The 16,915-nt window shown below is 72.1% G+C and carries 16 protein-coding genes; 10 read left to right on the top strand and 6 right to left on the bottom strand.

The annotated features are described in order from the left end of the window. Positions 1-109: 109 nt before the first annotated feature. The 4 genes from TK50_RS07995 (at position 110) to TK50_RS07980 (ending at position 4,201) form a co-directional block, all read left to right on the top strand. Positions 110-1,009, top strand: coding sequence for an ABC transporter ATP-binding protein (locus TK50_RS07995; RefSeq protein WP_043962146.1), 900 nt, complete (start codon positions 110-112; stop codon positions 1,007-1,009). Beyond that, positions 1,006-1,800 (top strand): hypothetical protein, encoded by a 795-nt coding sequence (locus tag TK50_RS07990; protein WP_043962145.1) that lies wholly within the window; start codon positions 1,006-1,008, stop codon positions 1,798-1,800. Before TK50_RS07995 ends, TK50_RS07990 begins: the two co-directional genes overlap by 4 nt. 200 nt (positions 1,801-2,000) lie before the next feature. After that, positions 2,001-3,203 carry an endonuclease gene (locus TK50_RS07985; protein WP_043962144.1) on the top strand — a complete coding sequence of 401 codons (1,203 nt, stop codon included), beginning with the start codon at positions 2,001-2,003 and terminating at the stop codon, positions 3,201-3,203. Positions 3,204-3,349: 146 nt separating this feature from the next. Beyond that, positions 3,350-4,201: an aldo/keto reductase gene (locus tag TK50_RS07980; protein ID WP_043962142.1), complete on the top strand. Its 852-nt coding sequence runs from the start codon at positions 3,350-3,352 to the stop codon at positions 4,199-4,201. 64 nt (positions 4,202-4,265) lie between these two features. Here the strand turns inward: TK50_RS07980 and TK50_RS07975 are convergent, their stop codons facing one another. Together TK50_RS07975 and TK50_RS07970 are read right to left on the bottom strand one after the other, a co-directional pair. Further along, positions 4,266-5,354, bottom strand: coding sequence for an FAD-binding oxidoreductase (locus tag TK50_RS07975; protein WP_043964087.1), 1,089 nt, complete (start codon positions 5,352-5,354; stop codon positions 4,266-4,268). A 122-nt stretch (positions 5,355-5,476) separates the two neighbouring features. Continuing rightward, positions 5,477-6,046 carry a GNAT family N-acetyltransferase gene (locus TK50_RS07970; RefSeq protein ID WP_043962140.1) on the bottom strand — a complete coding sequence of 190 codons (570 nt, stop codon included), beginning with the start codon at positions 6,044-6,046 and terminating at the stop codon, positions 5,477-5,479. Between the two features lie 112 nt (positions 6,047-6,158). Between TK50_RS07970 and TK50_RS07965 the strand changes: the two genes are divergently transcribed. Both TK50_RS07965 and TK50_RS34110 read left to right on the top strand, forming a co-directional pair. Beyond that, positions 6,159-7,067: a cellulose binding domain-containing protein gene (locus tag TK50_RS07965; RefSeq protein ID WP_229403906.1), complete on the top strand. Its 909-nt coding sequence runs from the start codon at positions 6,159-6,161 to the stop codon at positions 7,065-7,067. Between the two features lie 142 nt (positions 7,068-7,209). Beyond that, positions 7,210-8,658: a hypothetical protein gene (locus TK50_RS34110; protein ID WP_043962138.1), complete on the top strand. Its 1,449-nt coding sequence runs from the start codon at positions 7,210-7,212 to the stop codon at positions 8,656-8,658. 49 nt (positions 8,659-8,707) lie between these two features. Here TK50_RS34110 and TK50_RS07955 read toward each other — a convergent pair whose 3' ends face one another. The 4 genes from TK50_RS07955 to TK50_RS07940 all read right to left on the bottom strand — a co-directional run bounded on the left by TK50_RS07955 (position 8,708) and on the right by TK50_RS07940 (position 12,123). Continuing rightward, positions 8,708-10,024: an AAA domain-containing protein gene (locus tag TK50_RS07955; RefSeq protein WP_043962137.1), complete on the bottom strand. Its 1,317-nt coding sequence runs from the start codon at positions 10,022-10,024 to the stop codon at positions 8,708-8,710. Between the two features lie 17 nt (positions 10,025-10,041). Continuing rightward, entirely contained in the window at positions 10,042-10,890 is an 849-nt protein-coding gene (locus tag TK50_RS07950; RefSeq protein WP_043962136.1) for a sugar phosphate isomerase/epimerase family protein, read from the bottom strand. Positions 10,891-11,038: 148 nt separating this feature from the next. Beyond that, positions 11,039-11,791 (bottom strand): FAD-binding oxidoreductase, encoded by a 753-nt coding sequence (locus tag TK50_RS07945; protein WP_082106213.1) that lies wholly within the window; start codon positions 11,789-11,791, stop codon positions 11,039-11,041. After that, the gene (locus TK50_RS07940; protein ID WP_241773957.1) at positions 11,788-12,123 is read right to left on the bottom strand and encodes a globin family protein; all 336 of its coding nucleotides are present in this window, start codon (positions 12,121-12,123) and stop codon (positions 11,788-11,790) included. The genes TK50_RS07945 and TK50_RS07940 overlap by 4 nt, the downstream gene beginning before the upstream one ends. 574 nt (positions 12,124-12,697) lie before the next feature. Between TK50_RS07940 and TK50_RS07930 the strand changes: the two genes are divergently transcribed. The 4 genes from TK50_RS07930 (at position 12,698) to TK50_RS07920 (ending at position 16,915) form a co-directional block, all read left to right on the top strand. Continuing rightward, a complete protein-coding gene (locus TK50_RS07930; RefSeq protein ID WP_241773956.1) occupies positions 12,698-13,894 on the top strand; it encodes an NsdA family TPR-like regulatory protein in 1,197 nt (398 codons plus the stop codon). After that, complete coding sequence (locus TK50_RS07925; protein WP_043962132.1) at positions 13,891-14,844, top strand: phosphotransferase; 954 nt, start codon at positions 13,891-13,893, stop codon at positions 14,842-14,844. Before TK50_RS07930 ends, TK50_RS07925 begins: the two co-directional genes overlap by 4 nt. 246 nt (positions 14,845-15,090) lie before the next feature. Beyond that, entirely contained in the window at positions 15,091-15,552 is a 462-nt protein-coding gene (locus tag TK50_RS32845; RefSeq protein ID WP_241773955.1) for a very short patch repair endonuclease, read from the top strand. A 58-nt stretch (positions 15,553-15,610) separates the two neighbouring features. Continuing rightward, positions 15,611-16,915, top strand: a complete 1,305-nt coding sequence (locus tag TK50_RS07920) for an ATP-binding protein (RefSeq protein WP_043962131.1) — start codon at positions 15,611-15,613, stop codon at positions 16,913-16,915.

Here is a 16,915-nt window from a genome sequence, read left to right as displayed (position 1 = left end):
GCCGGCCGCCCGACAGCTACCAAAGTCGACGCCGGGCGTGGCCGGAGGTCGACGGGCGCTCGACCGCCGGCCGCAGCGCCCCGCCGGGTGGCGCGGGCAGGCTCGACCCATGATCGAAGTAGCGCACCTGACCAAACGGTACGGCGGGCGCACCGCCGTCGACGACGTCAGCTTCACCTGCGCGCCGGGCAGCGTCACCGGCTTCCTCGGCCCGAACGGCGCGGGCAAGTCCACCACGATGCGGATGCTCTGCGGGTTGACCCCGCCGACGGCGGGCACCGCCACGGTCTGCGGGGTGCCGTACCGGCGGCTGGCCAACCCGGGCCGGGAGATCGGCGTGCTGCTGGACGCCTCCGCGCAGCACGCCGGCCGGACGGGGCGGGAGGTGCTGGCGCTCGCCGCCGCCGTCATGGGAGTGCCCCGGCGGGAGGTCGACGTGAAGCTCGACCTCGTCGGGCTGGGCGCGGCCGCCGCCCGGCGCCGCGTCGGCGCGTACTCCCTGGGGATGCGCCAGCGGCTCGGCCTGGCGCATGCGCTGCTGGGCGACCCCCGGGTGCTGGTCCTGGACGAGCCGGCCAACGGCCTGGACCCGGAGGGGATCTTCTGGATGCGCGGCCTGCTGCGCGACTTCGCCGACCGGGGCGGCACGGTGCTGCTCTCCTCCCACCTGCTGCGGGAGGTGGAGGCGGTGGCCGACCGGCTGGTGGTGATCGGCGGCGGCCGGGTGGTCGCCCAGGGCGGCACGGAGGAGCTGCTCGCCGACGCCGGCACGCTGGTGCGGGCGCGCGACGGCGCGGCCCTCGGGCGGGCGCTGGCCGCCGCCGGCCTCGACGCCACCCCCGGCCCCGGCGGCGGCCTGCTGGTGCGGGCCGACCCCGACCCGGTCGGGCAGGCCGCGGCGGCCGCCGGGGTGGCCCTCACCGAGCTGCGCCCCGCCGGTGGCGGCGGCCTGGAACAACTCTTCCTCACCCTCACCGGCGGCACGACCACGAAGGAGACCACCGCATGACCGCGCAGACCGTCCCCACGGCACCCGCCGTCGCCGAGCCGCGCCACCCGGGGGTACGCGGGCCGTCGCTGACCCGGTTGACCGCCGTCGAGCTGCGCAAGCTCGCCGACACCCGGGCCGGCCGGTGGCTGCTGGCCGGCATCGCCCTCGTCTCCGTCGTGCTCGTCGTGGTGCAGCTGTCGGTGCTGGCCGACGAGGAGCAGACGTTCACCGAGTTCTTCGTGCCACAACTGCTCCCCGCCGGCCTGCTCCTGCCGGTGCTGGGCATCCTGTCGATCACCGCGGAGTGGTCCCAGCGCACGGCGCTGACCACGTACGCGCTGGTGCCCCGCCGGGAGCGGGTGATCGTCGCGAAGCTGGCCGCGGTGGTGCTGGCCGCGCTGGCGTCGGTGCTGGTCAGCCTGGCCGTCGCCGCGCTCGGCAACCTGGTCGCCGGTGCCACGGGCGGGGCGGCCGACTGGTCGTTCGAGGGCTCCCGGCTGCTGCACGCGGTGCTGTTCGAGGTCACGAACGTGCTGATGGGCGCGGCGTTCGGCCTGCTGCTGCTGAGCACCCCGCTGGCCGTGGTCAGCTATCTGCTGCTGCCGACGGTGTGGACGCTGCTGTCCGGCATGATCGCGGCGCTGCGCGAGCCGGCCCGCTGGCTGGACACCGCCCGCACCATGGAGCCGCTGCTCGGCCCGGAGGTGACCGCCGGCCAGTGGGGGCGGCTGGGGGTGTCGCTGCTGGTCTGGTTGGCGCTGCCGCTGGCGGCCGGGCTGATCCGGACGCTGCGCCGCGAGGTGTCCTGACCCGGCCCGGCCGGGCGGGCCGGGCGAGCGGGCCGGGCCGGCCGGGCGGGCCGGGCGATGTCGGCGACATGGCGGTGTCCGGGACGGATGATCACGCCATGTCGCCGACATGCAGTCGATCAACCAGCGACGATTTCGGCCCCGTAAAGTTTCCCGGCGCTCTCCCGCTGTTCACGCCGACGCCGATAGCATCGCTGACCATGAATACAAGGAGCGTCACCCGCTCGCGATCCGGGCGGCTGATCACGGCGTTCGCACTGGCCGTCACGGTGCTGACACCCGTCGTGGCGAGCACCTCCGCGTCGGCGGCGACCACGCTGACCGTGGCACAGGCGCTGGCCGCCCAGGACGGCCGCACGGCCACCGTCACCGGGTACGTCGTCGGGCAGCCGACGGCGACGACCACGGTGATCACCTCCGGCTACACGGCGGACACGGCGATCGCCATCGCCGACAGCGCCGCCGAGACCGGCACGGGCAGGATGCTCTACGTCCAGGTGACGGCCGCCTACCGCAGCACCTTCGGGCTGCTGACCAACCCGGGGCTGCGCGGCCGGCAGGTCACCGCCACCGGGGCGCTGACCGCGTACTTCAGCCACGGCGGGCTGAAGAACCCGACCGCGATGAGCCTCGGCGGCGCCACCCCGGGCCCGACGCCGACGCCCACCGCGTCGCCCAACCCGTCGCCCAGCCCGACCGGCGGCGGTGGCCCGTACGACTCGACGTACTACGCCAGCGCGATCGGCAAGACCGGCACCGCGCTGCGCAGCTCCCTGCACGCCATCATCAGGACGCAGACGAAGCTCAACTACGACCAGGTGTGGGAGGCGTTGAAGGACACCGACCAGGACCCGGCCAACGCCAACAACGTGCTGCTGCTCTACAGCGGCCGCTCGCAGAGCAAGACCAGCAACGGCGGCGACGCCAACGACTGGAACCGCGAGCACGTCTGGGCCAAGTCGCACGGCGACTTCGGCACCGCCACCGGCCCCGGCACCGACGTGCACCACCTGCGCCCCGAGGACGTCTCGGTCAACTCGACGCGCGGCAACAAGGACTTCGACGCCGGGGGCAGCGGGGTGTCCGAGTGCACCGGCTGCTACTCCGACGCCGACTCGTTCGAGCCGCGCAACGCGGTCAAGGGCGACGTCGCCCGGATGATCATGTATATGGCGATCCGGTACGAGGGCGACGACGGCTGGCCGAACCTAGAGATCAACAACTCGGTGTCCAACGGCACGTCCCCGTACCACGGGAAGCTGTCGGTGCTGCTCGCCTGGAACCTGGCCGACCCGCCGGACGCCTTCGAGAAGCGCCGCAACCAGGTCATCTACGATCGCTGGCAGGGCAACCGCAACCCGTTCGTCGACCACCCGGAGTGGGCCACCGCCATCTGGGGCTGACCCCGCCCGGGGCCACCCGGTTGTCGCGGATCACCCCGCCCGGTCGTGAGATGGCGACCGGGGCGGGGTAGGACAACCGGGTGGCACGGCCCGGCCGCGCGGCCTCCGCGCGCCCCGGGCCCCTGACGATGGGAGAGACGGCCGACATGGCGAACACGGTTCCCGACATCGCGCTCAACGACGGCAACACCATCCCCCAGCTCGGCTTCGGGGTCTACCAGATCGCGCCGGAGGACACCGCCGAGGCCGTCGGGCGGGCCCTGGAGATCGGCTACCGGCACATCGACACCGCCGAGATGTACGGCAACGAGGCCGAGGTGGGCCAGGCGGTGCGCGCCTCCGGCCTGGACCGGGACGAGGTCTTCGTCACCAGCAAGCTGAACAACGGCTTCCACCGCCCCGACGACGCCCGCCGCGCGTTCGACTCCACCCTCGCCGCGCTGAAGATGGACCACATCGACCTGTTCCTGATCCACTGGCCGCTGCCGACCCTCTACGACGGTGACTTCGTCTCCACCTGGAAGGTGCTGGAGGAGTTCCGGCGCGACGGTCGGGCCCGCTCGATCGGCGTGTCCAACTTCCAGGTGCCGCACCTGGAGCGGCTGGCCGCCGAGGCCGACGTGGTGCCGGCCGTCAACCAGATCGAGGTGCACCCCTACCTCGGCAACGAGGAGGTGCGGGCGTACGGCCACGCGCACAACATCCTCACCGAGGCGTGGTCGCCGATCGCCCAGGGCGCGGTGCTCGACGACCCGACCCTCGTCGACGTCGCCGAGGAGGTCGGGCGCACCGTGCCCCAGGTCGTGCTGCGCTGGCACGTGCAGCGCGGCGACATCGTCTTCCCCAAGTCGGTCAACCCGAAGCGGATGGCGGAGAACTTCCAGATCTTCGACTTCGAGCTGGACGACGCGACGATGGAGCGGATCACCGGCCTGGACCGGGGCGAGGCGGGCCGGCAGGGCCCGAACCCCGACACGTTCGACTACGTGCCCGCCTGAGCGGGCGACCCCAATGGCGGGCCTGCCCCGGCAGGCCCGCCATTGGCGCGTCCGGGCGGGGCCGTCAGCGGTCGAAGGTGTCGGGCAGGTGGATGCGGTCGGCGGGCACCCCGGCGGCGAGCAGCCGCAGCCGCGCGCCGGCCACCATCGGCGGCGGCCCGCACAGGTGCACCTCCTGGTCGCCCGCGTGGTGGCGCAGGGCGACGGTGAGCGCGTCGCCCTGCTCGGCGGGGCCGGCCGCCGGGTCGTGGGAATACGCGGGCACCACCGTCAGCCACTCGTGGGCGGCCTCCAGCTCGGCGAGGGTGGCCCGGTCGTAGAGGTCGGCCGGGGTGCGCGCCCCGGCGACCAGGGTCACCCGCCGACCGTCCGGGGCGGCGGCGAGCTGCTCGACGAGGGCGCGCAGCGGCGCGAGCCCCGTGCCACCGGCGACGAGCAGCAGGTCGTGCCAGGGGCTGGGGTCGAGCAGTAGGCTGATCCCGCAGGGCGGGCCGAGCAGGAGCGGCTCGCCGGGGCGTACCCCGTCGACGAGGGTGCCGGAGACGGTGCCGGCGGCGACGGCGCGCACGTGCAGCTCGACCGTGCCGTCGGGGCGGGGCGCGTTCGCCGGGGAGTACCACCGCCAGGCGCCGGGCCGGCGCGGGGCGCAGACGGGAACCGCCTGCCCCGGCCGGTACGGCAGCGGCCTGCGCGGGCGTACGGTGAGCACGGCCACGCCGTCGGTGGCCCGGTCGTGGGCGACCACCTCGGCCCGCCACCACGCCGGCCCGTCGCCGACTCGGGCGGCGGCCCGGCGCACGGCGGTGACCGCCCGACGCAGCCCGCGTTCCCAGCCGCCGGCGAGGGCGGCCGTCCAGTGTGCCCGGTTCTCCCGGGCGACGGCGGCGAGCAGGGCGTCGCCGAGCAGGTCGGCGTGCTGCGGCAGCAGGCCGACGCCGCGGTGGGCCCGGGCCAGGACCGCCAGCGCGGCGGCCCGCCCGGCCGTGTCGTCGACGCCACCGGCCAGCCGGCCCAGCGCGGCGAAGACCACGGTGTGGTCCCGCTCGGGCAGCAGTCCGGGCAGGCGGTCACTCACGGTGTCCAGGAAGTTGGCGGCCGCCCGGTCGACGGCGGCGGCGGTCGCCGCCCAGGACGGCCCGAGGTCGGCGCTCACCGCCCGGATCGTCTCCGCCACCCTGACTGTCGGCCCCGCTCGCAGCTCGGTCGTCTTCACGGCGATGGGTACGGACGGTGACCATCGATGGTTCACCCCCTTGACCGAGGGTGATCAGTCGATCACCCCTGCGGCGGTTGGCGCTCCCGCCACTCCCGGGCCAGGATCGCGAAGACGAGCCGGTCGGCCCACTCCCCGCGGAACAGGTAGCTCTCGACGTGGCGCGCCTCCTGGCGCATGCCGAGCCGCGCCATCAGCCGGGCCGACGCCTCGTTGCGGGCGTGGCACCGCGCGTAGGCCCGGTGCAGCCCGAACTCGCCGAACCCCCAGTCCAGCAGGGCCGTGGCGGCCTCCGTGGCCAGCCCGCGCCCGTGGTGGTCGGGGTGCAGGACGTACCCGAGTTCGGCGGTGCGGTCGGCCGCGCTGCGCCAGACCAGCTCGACGGTCCCGATCACCCGCGCGTCGGCGACCACGGCGAGGGCCAGGCAGTCGCCCTCGGCGCGCAGCGCGTCCTCGCCCGCCATGGCGGTCACCGAGGCGAGCGCCTGCGCGCGGGTGCGTGGCCCGGCGTCGAGCATCCAGCGGGTGACGTCGGGTCGGCTCTGGTAGGCGTGCACGTCGTCGAGGTCGTCCAGCGCGACCGGGCGCAGGGCCAGCCGCGCGGTGCGGATCGGATAGGTCGGACGGAACATCGACCGATCGTAGGGGCCTGGGCGCGGCCCCGCCGCCCCTGGACGGTCGGACGGCCGCATCGGACCGGTCGGCCATATTCATCGACGGCCATCGACCAATAGGCTGCCGGTCATGCGTGCCCGTCGCGTCACCGCCGCAGCCGCCGTCGCCGGCCTGCTGAGCCTGCTCGCCGTCACCGCCGCCCGCGCCGACGACGGCCCGGCCCTCACCACGCCCGGCGCGCCGGTCGTCGTGGCCAACGAGCCGCACCAGCTCACTCTCACCTGGGCACCGTCGGCGTGGGTGGGCGAGCCGGGTGGCACCGAACCCATCACGTACGAGGTGCTGGTGCCGCTGGGCCCCAACACGTACCGGGGGCTGGGCAGCACGCAGACGCCCTCGATCACGCTGACCGCCCTGCCGCCGGGCACCGAATACCGGGTCGCCATCCAGGCCCACACCATCGGCGGCTACTCCGACACGTCGGCGACCACCGACCTGCGCACCGCGTACGGCCGGGCCAAGGTCAGCTACCTCAACCTCGACTGGGCGCCCACGGACAACCAGATCCAGTTCGTCGCGCAGGTCGTCAACACCGGCACGCAGCCGCTCGACCTGCGCACCGTGCGGGTGGACTACCACCTGACCTTCGAGGGCGGCAACACGTCCCTCGTGACGGAGTGCGACTGGGCGGCGCTGGGTTGCGACAGGATCCAGCGGCAGCTGTTCTTCTACCTGCCGCCCGCGCCGCCGCCCCCGCCCCCGGGCAGCAGCCCCACGCCGGTCCCCACCGCGACGCGGTACCCGGTGCCGGGCACGCCCGTACCCGGCCACGTCCGGCTCACCTTCACCGGCGGGACCCTCGCCCCCGGCGAGTCGAGCGGGCCGATCCAGCTCCGCTTCCACCGGCAGAACTGGACCGCCGTCGACGAGCGGGACGACCCGAGCTGGCGGGCCGCCACCGGCACCTGGACCGACAACAGCCGGATCACCGTCGACGTCGACGGCGTCCGCGAGTTCGGCGACCAGTACGCCGGCTGAGCCCGGCCGGAACTACTTTTAAGTAGGTTGGCAGCCCGCTGCGCGTATCCCCCTGATTCGCCCCGCCCTGAGGTAGCTTCTACTCCGCGCGCGACACCCTTCTTGGACGACGCATCCCGATCGTCCACATTCACTTTCCCTCGTGAAGGGCCCGACGTCGGACATGGGCGAACCCCTCGAACCTTACGTACCCGACCCCACGCTCAGGGCGGCGCTGGAGGACTTCGGGCAGCAGTGCGACCGGGAGATCAGCGTCCCGCCGCAGACGCGCCTCGACCGGGGCTACGGAGGCGGCACACTCTTCGTCGCGCGGCTCACCGAGCCGGCGCCGCCGGGCCGGGAGCCCACCCGGAAGGTCTTCGTCAAGGTCCTGCCGGCCCGCTCGCGACACCGGGAGGTGCGCGGCCCGCAGTGGTCACGGGCCACCGCGCGCGCCACCGTGGGCGACTTCGCCCGGCAGCACCTGGCCGAGCAGATCTTCCCGCCGATCGACCTGCGCGACGGCCGACGGCTGATGTTCCAGGAGCCGACCAGCGACTTCCAGGAGACGACCGACGGCGGCGCCCAGGTGCGGGGCCTCGACGAGCTGGACGGCGAGGACCTGCTCGCCGCGTTCCGGGCTGTGCTGGAGGCGGTGCTGCACGAGTGGAACAGCATCCCACCGGCCCCCGCAACGGCCGGCCCGCCGGCCCGCGAGACCACCCTCGGCCCGTACCTCGAACGGGAGCTGAGGGCCGCCGGCGCGTGGGAGAAGATCCACCACGCGATGAGCATCTTCGGCTTCCACGGTGGCGCAGAGTCGCTGCTCATCGACTCGCGGCCCCTGCCGAACCCGCTGCGGACCGTCGACCCCGCGTCGCCGCACCACCGCCAGCCGGTCCGCTTCCACGCCGGCTTCGCCCACGGCGACCTGCACGGCGGCAACGTGCTCGTGCCCTGCGGGGCCGACGGCCGGCCGCACCCCGAGCGGTTCTCGCTGGTCGGGTTGAGCGCCGTCGACGCGGAGGCCCCGCTGACCCGCGACGTCGCCGCCCTGCTGCTGGCCACCGTGCTTCGGTACGTCCCCGGCCTCACCCGCGACGAGTCCGAGGCGCTGATCGACTATCTCGTCCACCCCCAGCGGGGGCGACCGGGCACGCTACCCGCGCCCGTCGCGGAACTCGTCCGGATCGCCGACGAGGTGGGCACCGCGTACGCTCAGCCGCTCGCGGGCGCGGCGATCTGGCGCAGGCAGGCCCGCCTCTCCCTGATCGCCCAGGCGCTGACCTGCACCACCTTCGAGGACCTGCGGCCCGACCGGGGCCTGTGGTGCCTCCGGCTGGCGGCCCGTGCCATGCAGGCCCACATCGAGGAGAACCCGATCCCGTACGTGGCCGCGACGGCACCGCCCGCTGATCCGGCCGCTCCGGTCACCGCCGTGGGCAGGTGGCCGGTGAGCCCGCCGGACGCCGTTGCTCCCGCCGTCCCGGCGGTGCCGACGGGGTCGCCGGGAGCGTCACCGCGCCAGGTGCTCCTCTGGTGCATGCTCGCGGCAGCGCTGCTAGCCCTGGCAGGCGTCACAGCATGGGCGCTGGCCCCAGGCCACACCTGATAGATCTTGGAAGCGAACGGCCCCTCCAGGGGCCCAGGACTTCCAAGATCTACCCCAATCTCCCGTGCAGGTGGTCGAGGATCGCCTGGTTGGCCTGCCAGCCGTCGGGGAACTTCACCGGCACGTCGAGGTGCACCGGCTCGGTCGACGGGTGCGCGTCCAGCAGCTCCGCGATGCCCGCCCGCGCCACCACCACGCACGCGTGCCGGTGCCGGGACGTCAGCACGCACAGCCGCCCCGACTCCAGGTGGAAGGCGGTCGCGTCCCGCCGGCCCGACAACGGGTGCAGCACGATCGTCACGTCGTACTCGCGGCCCTGGAGCCGGTTGGCGGTGTCCACGGTGATGCCCGCCCCGGCCGCGCCCAGGTGCGCGCGGATGGCGGCGACCTGGTCGCGGTGCGCGGCCCCCACGGCGATCCGGTCGGCGGTGACCGGCGCGCCGGCCGGCGCGTGCTCGGAGACGGCGACCGCGCCGCGCGCCAGCACCCGCAGCGCCAGCGCGGCGCACGCGGCGGCGGCCTCGGAGTCGGTACGCGGGGTGTGCCGCTCCGGCAGTTCGTACAGCGCCCAGCCCGTCGACGCCGCCAGCTCCACCGCCGCGTCGACGGCGTCCCCCGGCCCGGCGTCGGTGAACGCGAGCACCCGGTCGTCGCGGCCGGTGCCCGCCCGGAACCCGGTGAACGGGTAGAACGCCGCCGCGACCACCGGGGCCGCCGACGCGGGCAGCCGCCACGACACCGGCAGCCGGTGCACCGGCAACTGCGGGTTGTGCCGCAGCAGCACCGCCACTGCGGACTGCATCGGGTCCCAGGTCAGGCCCGTCCAGCGCACGGTCTCGACCGTGGAGAACGGGTCGAGCTGCCCGGGATCCCCCACGAACAGGGCCCGCTCGAACCTGCCGGCCACGCGCAACAACGCGTCGGACCGCATCTGGTACGCCTCGTCCACGATCGCCCACGGCCAGCAGCCCTCGGTGACCATGGCCCACTTGGCGGCCGTACCGATGACGACGGCCGGCTCGCCGAGGTCGGCGACCTTCGCGGCCACCTTGACCGTCGGGTGGTCCTTCACCCGGTCGGTCGGCCTGTATTCCGTGGCGGAGAGCCGGCCGATGCGCAGCCCGGGGGCCTTGCGGGCGAGCCGGTCGATGAGGTCGTCGACCTGCTCGTTGGTCTGCGCGACGATGATCAGCGGCTCCCCGGCGGCGGCCAGCTCGACGGCGGCGCGGACGACGAGGGTCGACTTGCCGGCACCGGGCGGCGAGTCGACGACGACCCCCCGGTGGTCACCGGTGCGCAGGTCGGCCAGCACCGCGTTGACGACCCGCTCCGCCTCGACGGACGGCGGCACCTCCAGCCCGAGCATCGACTCTCCCCCCGTGGTTACCGGAGATTACGCCCGGTCAGGCCGCGCAGGAACGCCAGCCCCTCGACGGCGAGGGCGTCGGGGCCGGCGGCGAGGGGCCGCCACACGGACATCGGCACGGCCAGGGCCTCGGCGGTGAACGACTCGACGTTCACCTGGCCGGAGTAGCCGATGCCGGTCAGGGCGTCGAACATCCCCGACCAGTCGAGGTGGTCGCCGCCGGGCACCCCCCGGTCGTTGCCGCACACCTGGACGTGCGCGAGGTGGTCGCCGGCCAGCCGGATCGCGGCCGGCAGGTCGCGTTCCTCGATGTTCAGGTGGAAGGTGTCCAGCGCGAGGCCCAGCCCGGGTACGCCGTCCACCACCTCCAGCGCCTGCTCGACGGTGTTGAGCAGGCTCGTCTCGAACCGGTTGAGCGGTTCGAGGGCGATCGTCACGCCCTGCCCGGCCGCCTCCTCGGCCAGCGGCCGCAGCCGCGCCACGAGGCGTGCGGTGGCGGCCCGCCGGGCGTCCGCGTCGAGCAGCCACCGCCGGCCGGCCGGGGCGTAGAGCGGGCCCGCCACCACGGCGGCACCCACCCGGCCCGCGACCCGCACGCAGTGCCGGACGAATCCTTCCGTACGCCGCAGCACCTCCTCGTCGTCGGCGAGCAGGTCGTGCTCGGGCAGCAGGCCCGCGCAGACGGCGGGGGCCAGCTCCAGCCCGGCGAGCAGGTCGGCCGCTGACGCGGGGTCCCAGTCGCCGGGCGCCTGGACGGTCAGCTCGATGGCGTCGAAGCCCCACGCCCTGATCCGGGGGGCCAGCCGGGCGAGCGCCCGGTCGGTCAGCGGGGCCGCCCACGCCCACGTGTTGATGCCGATCCGCATCCGCACCCCCTCGCCGCAAGATCGTCGGAACCGTCGACTGTAGAGCGTCACCGCCCGGCCGCACGGCCCGGCCCGGCCCCCGATCCTCGCCTCGGTGATCAAGAAGTTTGCGTCATCGTCGAGATCAACTCTGACACTTTTCTCTTGATCACCGAGGCGGGAGGGGGAGGCGGCGGGGTCCCGTCAGCGGGGTCGCCGGGGCTGGCAGGTGGAGACGGTCCTCGGGGACTCCGGCTAGGGGCAGCCAGAGGCGGGCGATGTCGACCATGGCGGGCGGGCCGCAGACGTACACCTGTTGGTGGGGTCGGTGGTTGCGCAGGGCGAGGGTGAGCGCGTCGCCCTGCTCGGTCGGATCGGCGTGCGGATCGTGGGAGACGGCGGGCACGATGGTCAGCCAGTCGTGGGCGCGCTGAAGCTTGTCGAGGGCGATCGCGTCGTACAGCTCGGCGAAGGTGCGCGCGCCGACGACCAGCGTGACCCGGCGACCGTCGGGGGTGGCGGCGACCTGCTCGACCAGGGCGCGCAGCGGGGCCAGCCCCGTGCCGCCGGCCACCAGCAGCAGGTCGCCGTCGCGCAGGTGCAGGCCGGTGTCCCGGGGTGGGCCGAGGCGCAGCAGTTCGCCGGGGCGTACGTCATGGACGAGGCTGCCCGAGACGGTGCCGGCGGCCACGGCGCGGACATGCAGCTCGACGGTGCCGTCGGGGCGGGGCGCGTTGGCCGGGGAATACCAACGCCACTGCCCGGGATGGCGTGGGGTTTGGACGGGGACGGCCTGGCCGGGGCGGCACGGCAGCCGCGCCCAAGGGCGCAGGGTCAGGATGGCGATGCCGGGGCACGGCCGGTCGTGGCCGATCACCCTCGCCGGCACGCCGTCACCGGCCCACACCTCGGCGACGCTCATCGGGCCACCGCCCGGCGCGCGTGGGCAATCCGCTCGCCGGGCAGGTCGGCCGCCCAGCACACCCCGACCAGGTAGTCACCGATCCGCCGGCGCTGCGCCTCCGACAGGCCGAGCCCGCCCCAGGCGTCCGCCGGCTCATCGGCGAGCGCGGCGGTCAGGCTCGCCGTCAGGTGCGCGGCGATCCGGGCCAGATCCACCCCGACGAGGTACGGGGACAGCTCCGCGTCCGCCGCCACCAGCCGCAGCCACCGACGGACGATCTCGGCCGGCGTCACGCCGCGCCGCCCGTCGCCTGGTGGCCCTGTGGGGAGGTCCGCTGCGGTGATGCCCATGATGTCTGCGCCCCTGGATGTTGTGCCGGTCGGAGTGGGCACCGGGGCGGGCGGGGACGAGGTCGCGTCGTTCGGGTCGACACGCCCCGGAACCCAGCACCCGCCCCGGGCCATGCGGTCGACAATCAACGCTGGCCAGGGGTTCTGCCATGTGTTGATGATCGTGAACGCCATACACACTCGGCATTCAGCCAACTACACGCAGCAGCCGAGCGTGTGAGCATCCTCGATATGCGCGCTACGTATACCGATCCCCCACGGAGCGGGTTGACTGGATACGCTCGACTTCGGACTCAGCCGCCCGCGATTGGCGAGGTTCCCGGTGACACCTGCGAACTGCCCACGCTGTGGCGGGCGACTCGCCCGCGACAACGACAGCGGACGCTGCACGCCCTGCCAGGCCGCCGAGCGAGACCGGCTCAGCACGCCGCCGGTGGTGCCCGCTTCCTTCTGGGAGCACCAGCCGGTACGACAGGCGCTCGCCGAGCGGCACCTCGGACGGGTGATCAGGGCGTACCGGTGCCATCCCTACCACGGGCGGCACCCGCTGCCGCAGACCGTGGTGGGGGGATGGATGGGGATCACCCAGGCGCAGTTGAGCCGAGTAGAGAACGGTCCACCGCTGGTGCACCTGGACCGACTGGCCCACTGGGCAGGGGTATTCGGCATCCCTGCGGCCTACCTGTGGTTCACCCCGCCGGGCCGGAGCCACATGACGGGTGCTGCCACCAGCAGGCGGGAGCCACAGCCCCCGGGGCCAGACAAGGGCCGGCGAGCGCTATTGGCTGGCATCGCCGCCGTAGCGGCGGGCGCGGGCCTGACCGGCAGCACGGACATCATGCAGCCCCGACGCATCGGCGCTGCGGATGTCGCGCGCCTGAATGCCGTGCTGACGCTCTATCGATCGGTGGATCGCGAATGCGGGGGCGGCCTGCTGTATCAGGAGGTGGCCCGCTTCGCTGAGTCGGTGTACCGCATGCTCGACTGGACGCACCCGGCCGGGCTCACCCCGCGTCTGGTGGCAGCAGTCGCGGCAGCCCGCCAGTTGGCCGGCTGGACGGCTTTCGACGCGGGTAGGCACGATGACGCCCAACGGCACTTCGTCGCTGGCGAACGGGCCGCCGTCACCGCTGGAGATGCGCCACTGGCTGCGATGATCCGCTATGCGCAGGCCAAGCAGCTTCAACACCTTCGGCACAACCAGGATGCCCTCGCGACGCTTCAACTCGCGCACGCCCAACTCGGATCGCAGGCCACCCCGGCGGTCAAGGCCCTTTTCTGGGGCGCGGAAGCCGCCTCCGTTGCCGCGCTTGGCGATCATCAAACTGCGGTGACCACCTTGGGCAAGGCAAATGATCAGTTCGATCGCATCAGCCACGAACGTGAGCCTGGGTGGATGGGCTTCTACGACCGGGGTGAGCTGCTCGCCCAGTACGGCCGCGTCTACCGGGACGGGGCGCGGCAGGACAGCAGACACGCACCCGAGGCGGTGCGTTGGACCGAAGACGCCGTCGCGGCGTTCGACTTGGCCAACGTGCGCAGCACGGTGTTGAACGAGGTCGGGTTGTGCAGCGCGCTCTTCCTCGCTGACCAGCCGGAGCGAGCCCTCGCAGTGGGTGCCCGGGTGCTGGAGCAGGCACGTGGGATCAGCTCCCGACGGGTGATCGATCGTGTCGTCAACCTGCGCCGAGATCTGGCACGGCATCGGGAGCTTCCGGAGGTGGCCGCGTTCGAGCGAGCGCTCACCGCCCGTGCTGCGGCCGCTGCATGAACGGGCGGTTCTCGGAGCAGGTGATGACGGAGGCAATGCGAGATGTCGCGGGCATCTTGGGTGTTCCCTGCGGGGACGCACAGTTGCTGCGGTTGACCAACAACGCTGTCTTCGCTCTGCCGAGTTCGGGCGTCGTTATCCGGATCGCCCGTACGCACCGGCTCCGCGACCGGGTACCGAAGGTCATCCGGCTTGCACGCTGGTTCGCCGACATCGACGCGCCGACGGTCCGCCTGGCACCGGGCATTGAGCAGCCGATCGAGGTCGGCACCCTGGTCGCTTCGGTCTGGCAGTACGTCCCGCCGGGATCGCCAGCCCCAGCGGTAGAAGACCTCGGCCTGGTGCTGCGGGAGTTTCACGCGCTCGACGTGTCACCGATTTCGCTACCTGCCTGGGACCCTATAGACGATGCTCGCAGGCGACTGGCCGAGGCCGACGGCCTTCATGGCAGTGACCGCGACTTCCTTATGCGGTGGTGCGACCGCCTAGAGCCACGTGTCACCGCGCTGAACCAGCGCACGGAACGGAGCCTGATCCACGGCGACGCGCATGTCGGCAACCTGCTCATGGAGCCATCGGGCCGGACGGTGATGTGCGACTTCGACGCCACCTGTGTTGGTCCATGGCAGGTTGATCTGGCGGCGGTCGCGGTGGGCGAACACCGGTTCGGGCGCACGGGGGCACACGAGACGCTGGCCGTCGCCTACGGCTACGACGTGACCTCCGATCCTTCATGGGCCCTGCTACGGGAGGCACGCGAGTTGAAGATGATCGCCGCCGCTGTGCCGCTGCTAGCCACGTCGGAGGAGATAGCCGCTGAGTTCGGGAGGCGGCTCCGGACCGTCCGCGAGAACGATCACGGGACTCCCTGGACAGCCTTTGCTGATCTCATCACGACGAAGAAGCCGGGAAAACTTCAGCTGGAGGCCGGTCGACGGTCGGGAAAGTGACCTTCCGCTGTCAACGTGTTGCCGAGCGAGGGAATCGCGGAGCAGCGGTGACCTCTACCTGGGTGTTCACGCAAGCGACGGCCCGCTCTACGTTGGGGATCGCTACCGTCGCCAGCTCTCGGCGAACCGGCAGCGTCCAGGATGGTGTTGGTCACCGCCATCCCGCACTACAGCTGGCGCTGTCCGCCGCGAGTGGTAGGAATGACGCGTGCAACAGACATGGTCACCGCGACAGGATGCGGGCGCATGGCGATGATCAGCAACTTCGGGAGGCCGAGAGCTGGTCAACCAGCCCCGTTGAATGAAACGGTTTCCAACCAAATGAAACGGATGCGTCGAGCATCCACCAAACCCGAGCTACTCGTCCGCCGAGAACTGCACCGCCGCGGTCTGAGGTTCCGAATCAATCACCCAGCTCTGCCCGGACGGCCTGACATCGCCTTCACCAGAGCACGCATCGCGATCTTCATTGATGGATGCTTCTGGCACCAGTGCCCGCAGCACGGGATGCTACCGAAGAACAACCGTGAGTGGTGGCAGGAAAAACTGCGCCGCAATGTCGAACGGGATCGGGAGAAGGACGCGGAACTTCTGGCGCTCGGCTGGCAGGTTCGGCACTTCTGGGAACACGAGGATCCTGCAGACGTGGCGGAAGTGATCGAACAGGCATGGCGGCATCCACACGAGCCACGGCAACCTCCCTCATGATCGCGACGTAGGTTGTGACATCCTGGTCCTCAACTGGTAGAGATGACGGAGGTGGCGCATGCCCAACAAGACGTGGTTCGACGTCGCACCGTCGGCCGCACGCCTGACCAGTTCGCTGCGCGACATCGGCTACGACTTCCCGACCGCGGTGGCGGACATCGTCGACAACAGCATCGCCGCCAGCGCGTCCCGGGTCGAGGTGATGATCGAGTTCGCCGGGTCAAGAACGCGGGTGTACATCGCTGACAACGGACGCGGAATGTCTCCCAAGGCGCTGCTGGAGGGGCTTCGGCTGGGCACACGCCGGACTTACAAATCAGGTGAACTCGGACGGTACGGACTCGGACTGAAGACCGCATCCCTGTCGCAATGCCGCTCGGTGGCCGTGGTCTCGCGGAGCAGCCCTGATGTCGTGCGCACCTCGGCCCGGGTTCTCGACCTCGACATCGTCGAGGAGTGGGACCAGTGGGTGGTGGTCGACCCCGGCTCAGATCCGGACGTCGCCAGAGCTCGCCAGTGGCTGACCGAAGGGACGGGGACCGTCGTCCTGTGGCGGAATCTCGACCGCGTACTACCGGAGAACCGCCCCGAGGGCGGCTGGGCGCGCCGGCGCCTCGAAGCGCTGGCATCGAAGACGGCAGAGCACCTGGGAATCGTATTCCATCGATTCCTCGAAGGGGCAGGTAAACGCGATCCGATCATCATCACTGTCAACGGTCAGAAGGTTCGACCTTGGAACCCATTTGCTCCCGACGAAAAGGATCGCTCCGAGCTTCCGCCGCAGCGCTTCGAGATCAACGTCGGTGACGTCTCAGGTCACGTTGACCTGAGACGCTTCATCCTGCCGTCCCGGGACAAGTTTTCCAGCCCAAGCGAGTTCGAGCGACTGTCCGGACCACTGAACTGGAACCGACAGCAGGGGCTCTACGTCTACCGCGCCGACCGGCTGGTGCAGTGGGGTGGCTGGAGCGCCATTCGCGGTATTGACGAGCACACCAAGATGGCCCGCGCCTCAATCGACTTCAGTACCGACCTCGACTCGGCCTTCAACATAAACGTCGCGAAAATGCGGGTATCGCTACCGGCGCAACTGCGTCAGATGCTGGAGACCCCCGTAAATGAACTGTGCGTCTATGCCAACGATGCGTACCGCAAGAGCGCCCGCGCGAAGAAGAAGCCCGTTCCTCCGGACTTGAACACGACCGCGGACGTACGGTCCGCGACCCAGGCGGCGGCGACTGCCGGACTCGCACTGAGAGCTGCGGCTATGCAGTCCGGGGAATGGGCTGCCTGGCAGCGGATCGCAGCGACGCTGCAGAGGGAGGCCCCGGAGATCGCCCAATCGCTGGGGCTGGAACCGTGA

This window comes from Micromonospora haikouensis, from assembly GCF_000876225.1.
Lineage (GTDB): Bacteria > Actinomycetota > Actinomycetes > Mycobacteriales > Micromonosporaceae > Micromonospora > Micromonospora haikouensis.
Note: the sequence above shows the minus strand (reverse complement) of the source record. Positions and strands in the feature narration are given on the sequence as shown.

What these genes read in the sequence shown, in the direction of transcription:
- TK50_RS07995 (WP_043962146.1), top strand. Translation starts at nt 110, where the DNA reads ATGATCGAAGTAGCGCACCTGACCAAACGGTACGGCGGGCGCACCGCC.
- TK50_RS07990 (WP_043962145.1), top strand. Translation starts at nt 1,006, where the DNA reads ATGACCGCGCAGACCGTCCCCACGGCACCCGCCGTCGCCGAGCCGCGC.
- TK50_RS07985 (WP_043962144.1), top strand. Translation starts at nt 2,001, where the DNA reads ATGAATACAAGGAGCGTCACCCGCTCGCGATCCGGGCGGCTGATCACG.
- TK50_RS07980 (WP_043962142.1), top strand. Translation starts at nt 3,350, where the DNA reads ATGGCGAACACGGTTCCCGACATCGCGCTCAACGACGGCAACACCATC.
- TK50_RS07970 (WP_043962140.1), bottom strand. Translation starts at nt 6,046, where the DNA reads ATGTTCCGTCCGACCTATCCGATCCGCACCGCGCGGCTGGCCCTGCGC.
- TK50_RS07965 (WP_229403906.1), top strand. Translation starts at nt 6,159, where the DNA reads ATGCGTGCCCGTCGCGTCACCGCCGCAGCCGCCGTCGCCGGCCTGCTG.
- TK50_RS07955 (WP_043962137.1), bottom strand. Translation starts at nt 10,024, where the DNA reads ATGCTCGGGCTGGAGGTGCCGCCGTCCGTCGAGGCGGAGCGGGTCGTC.
- TK50_RS07950 (WP_043962136.1), bottom strand. Translation starts at nt 10,890, where the DNA reads ATGCGGATCGGCATCAACACGTGGGCGTGGGCGGCCCCGCTGACCGAC.
- TK50_RS07945 (WP_082106213.1), bottom strand. Translation starts at nt 11,791, where the DNA reads ATGAGCGTCGCCGAGGTGTGGGCCGGTGACGGCGTGCCGGCGAGGGTG.
- TK50_RS07940 (WP_241773957.1), bottom strand. Translation starts at nt 12,123, where the DNA reads ATGGGCATCACCGCAGCGGACCTCCCCACAGGGCCACCAGGCGACGGG.
- TK50_RS07930 (WP_241773956.1), top strand. Translation starts at nt 12,698, where the DNA reads ATGGGGATCACCCAGGCGCAGTTGAGCCGAGTAGAGAACGGTCCACCG.
- TK50_RS07925 (WP_043962132.1), top strand. Translation starts at nt 13,891, where the DNA reads ATGAACGGGCGGTTCTCGGAGCAGGTGATGACGGAGGCAATGCGAGAT.
- TK50_RS32845 (WP_241773955.1), top strand. Translation starts at nt 15,091, where the DNA reads ATGGCGATGATCAGCAACTTCGGGAGGCCGAGAGCTGGTCAACCAGCC.
- TK50_RS07920 (WP_043962131.1), top strand. Translation starts at nt 15,611, where the DNA reads ATGCCCAACAAGACGTGGTTCGACGTCGCACCGTCGGCCGCACGCCTG.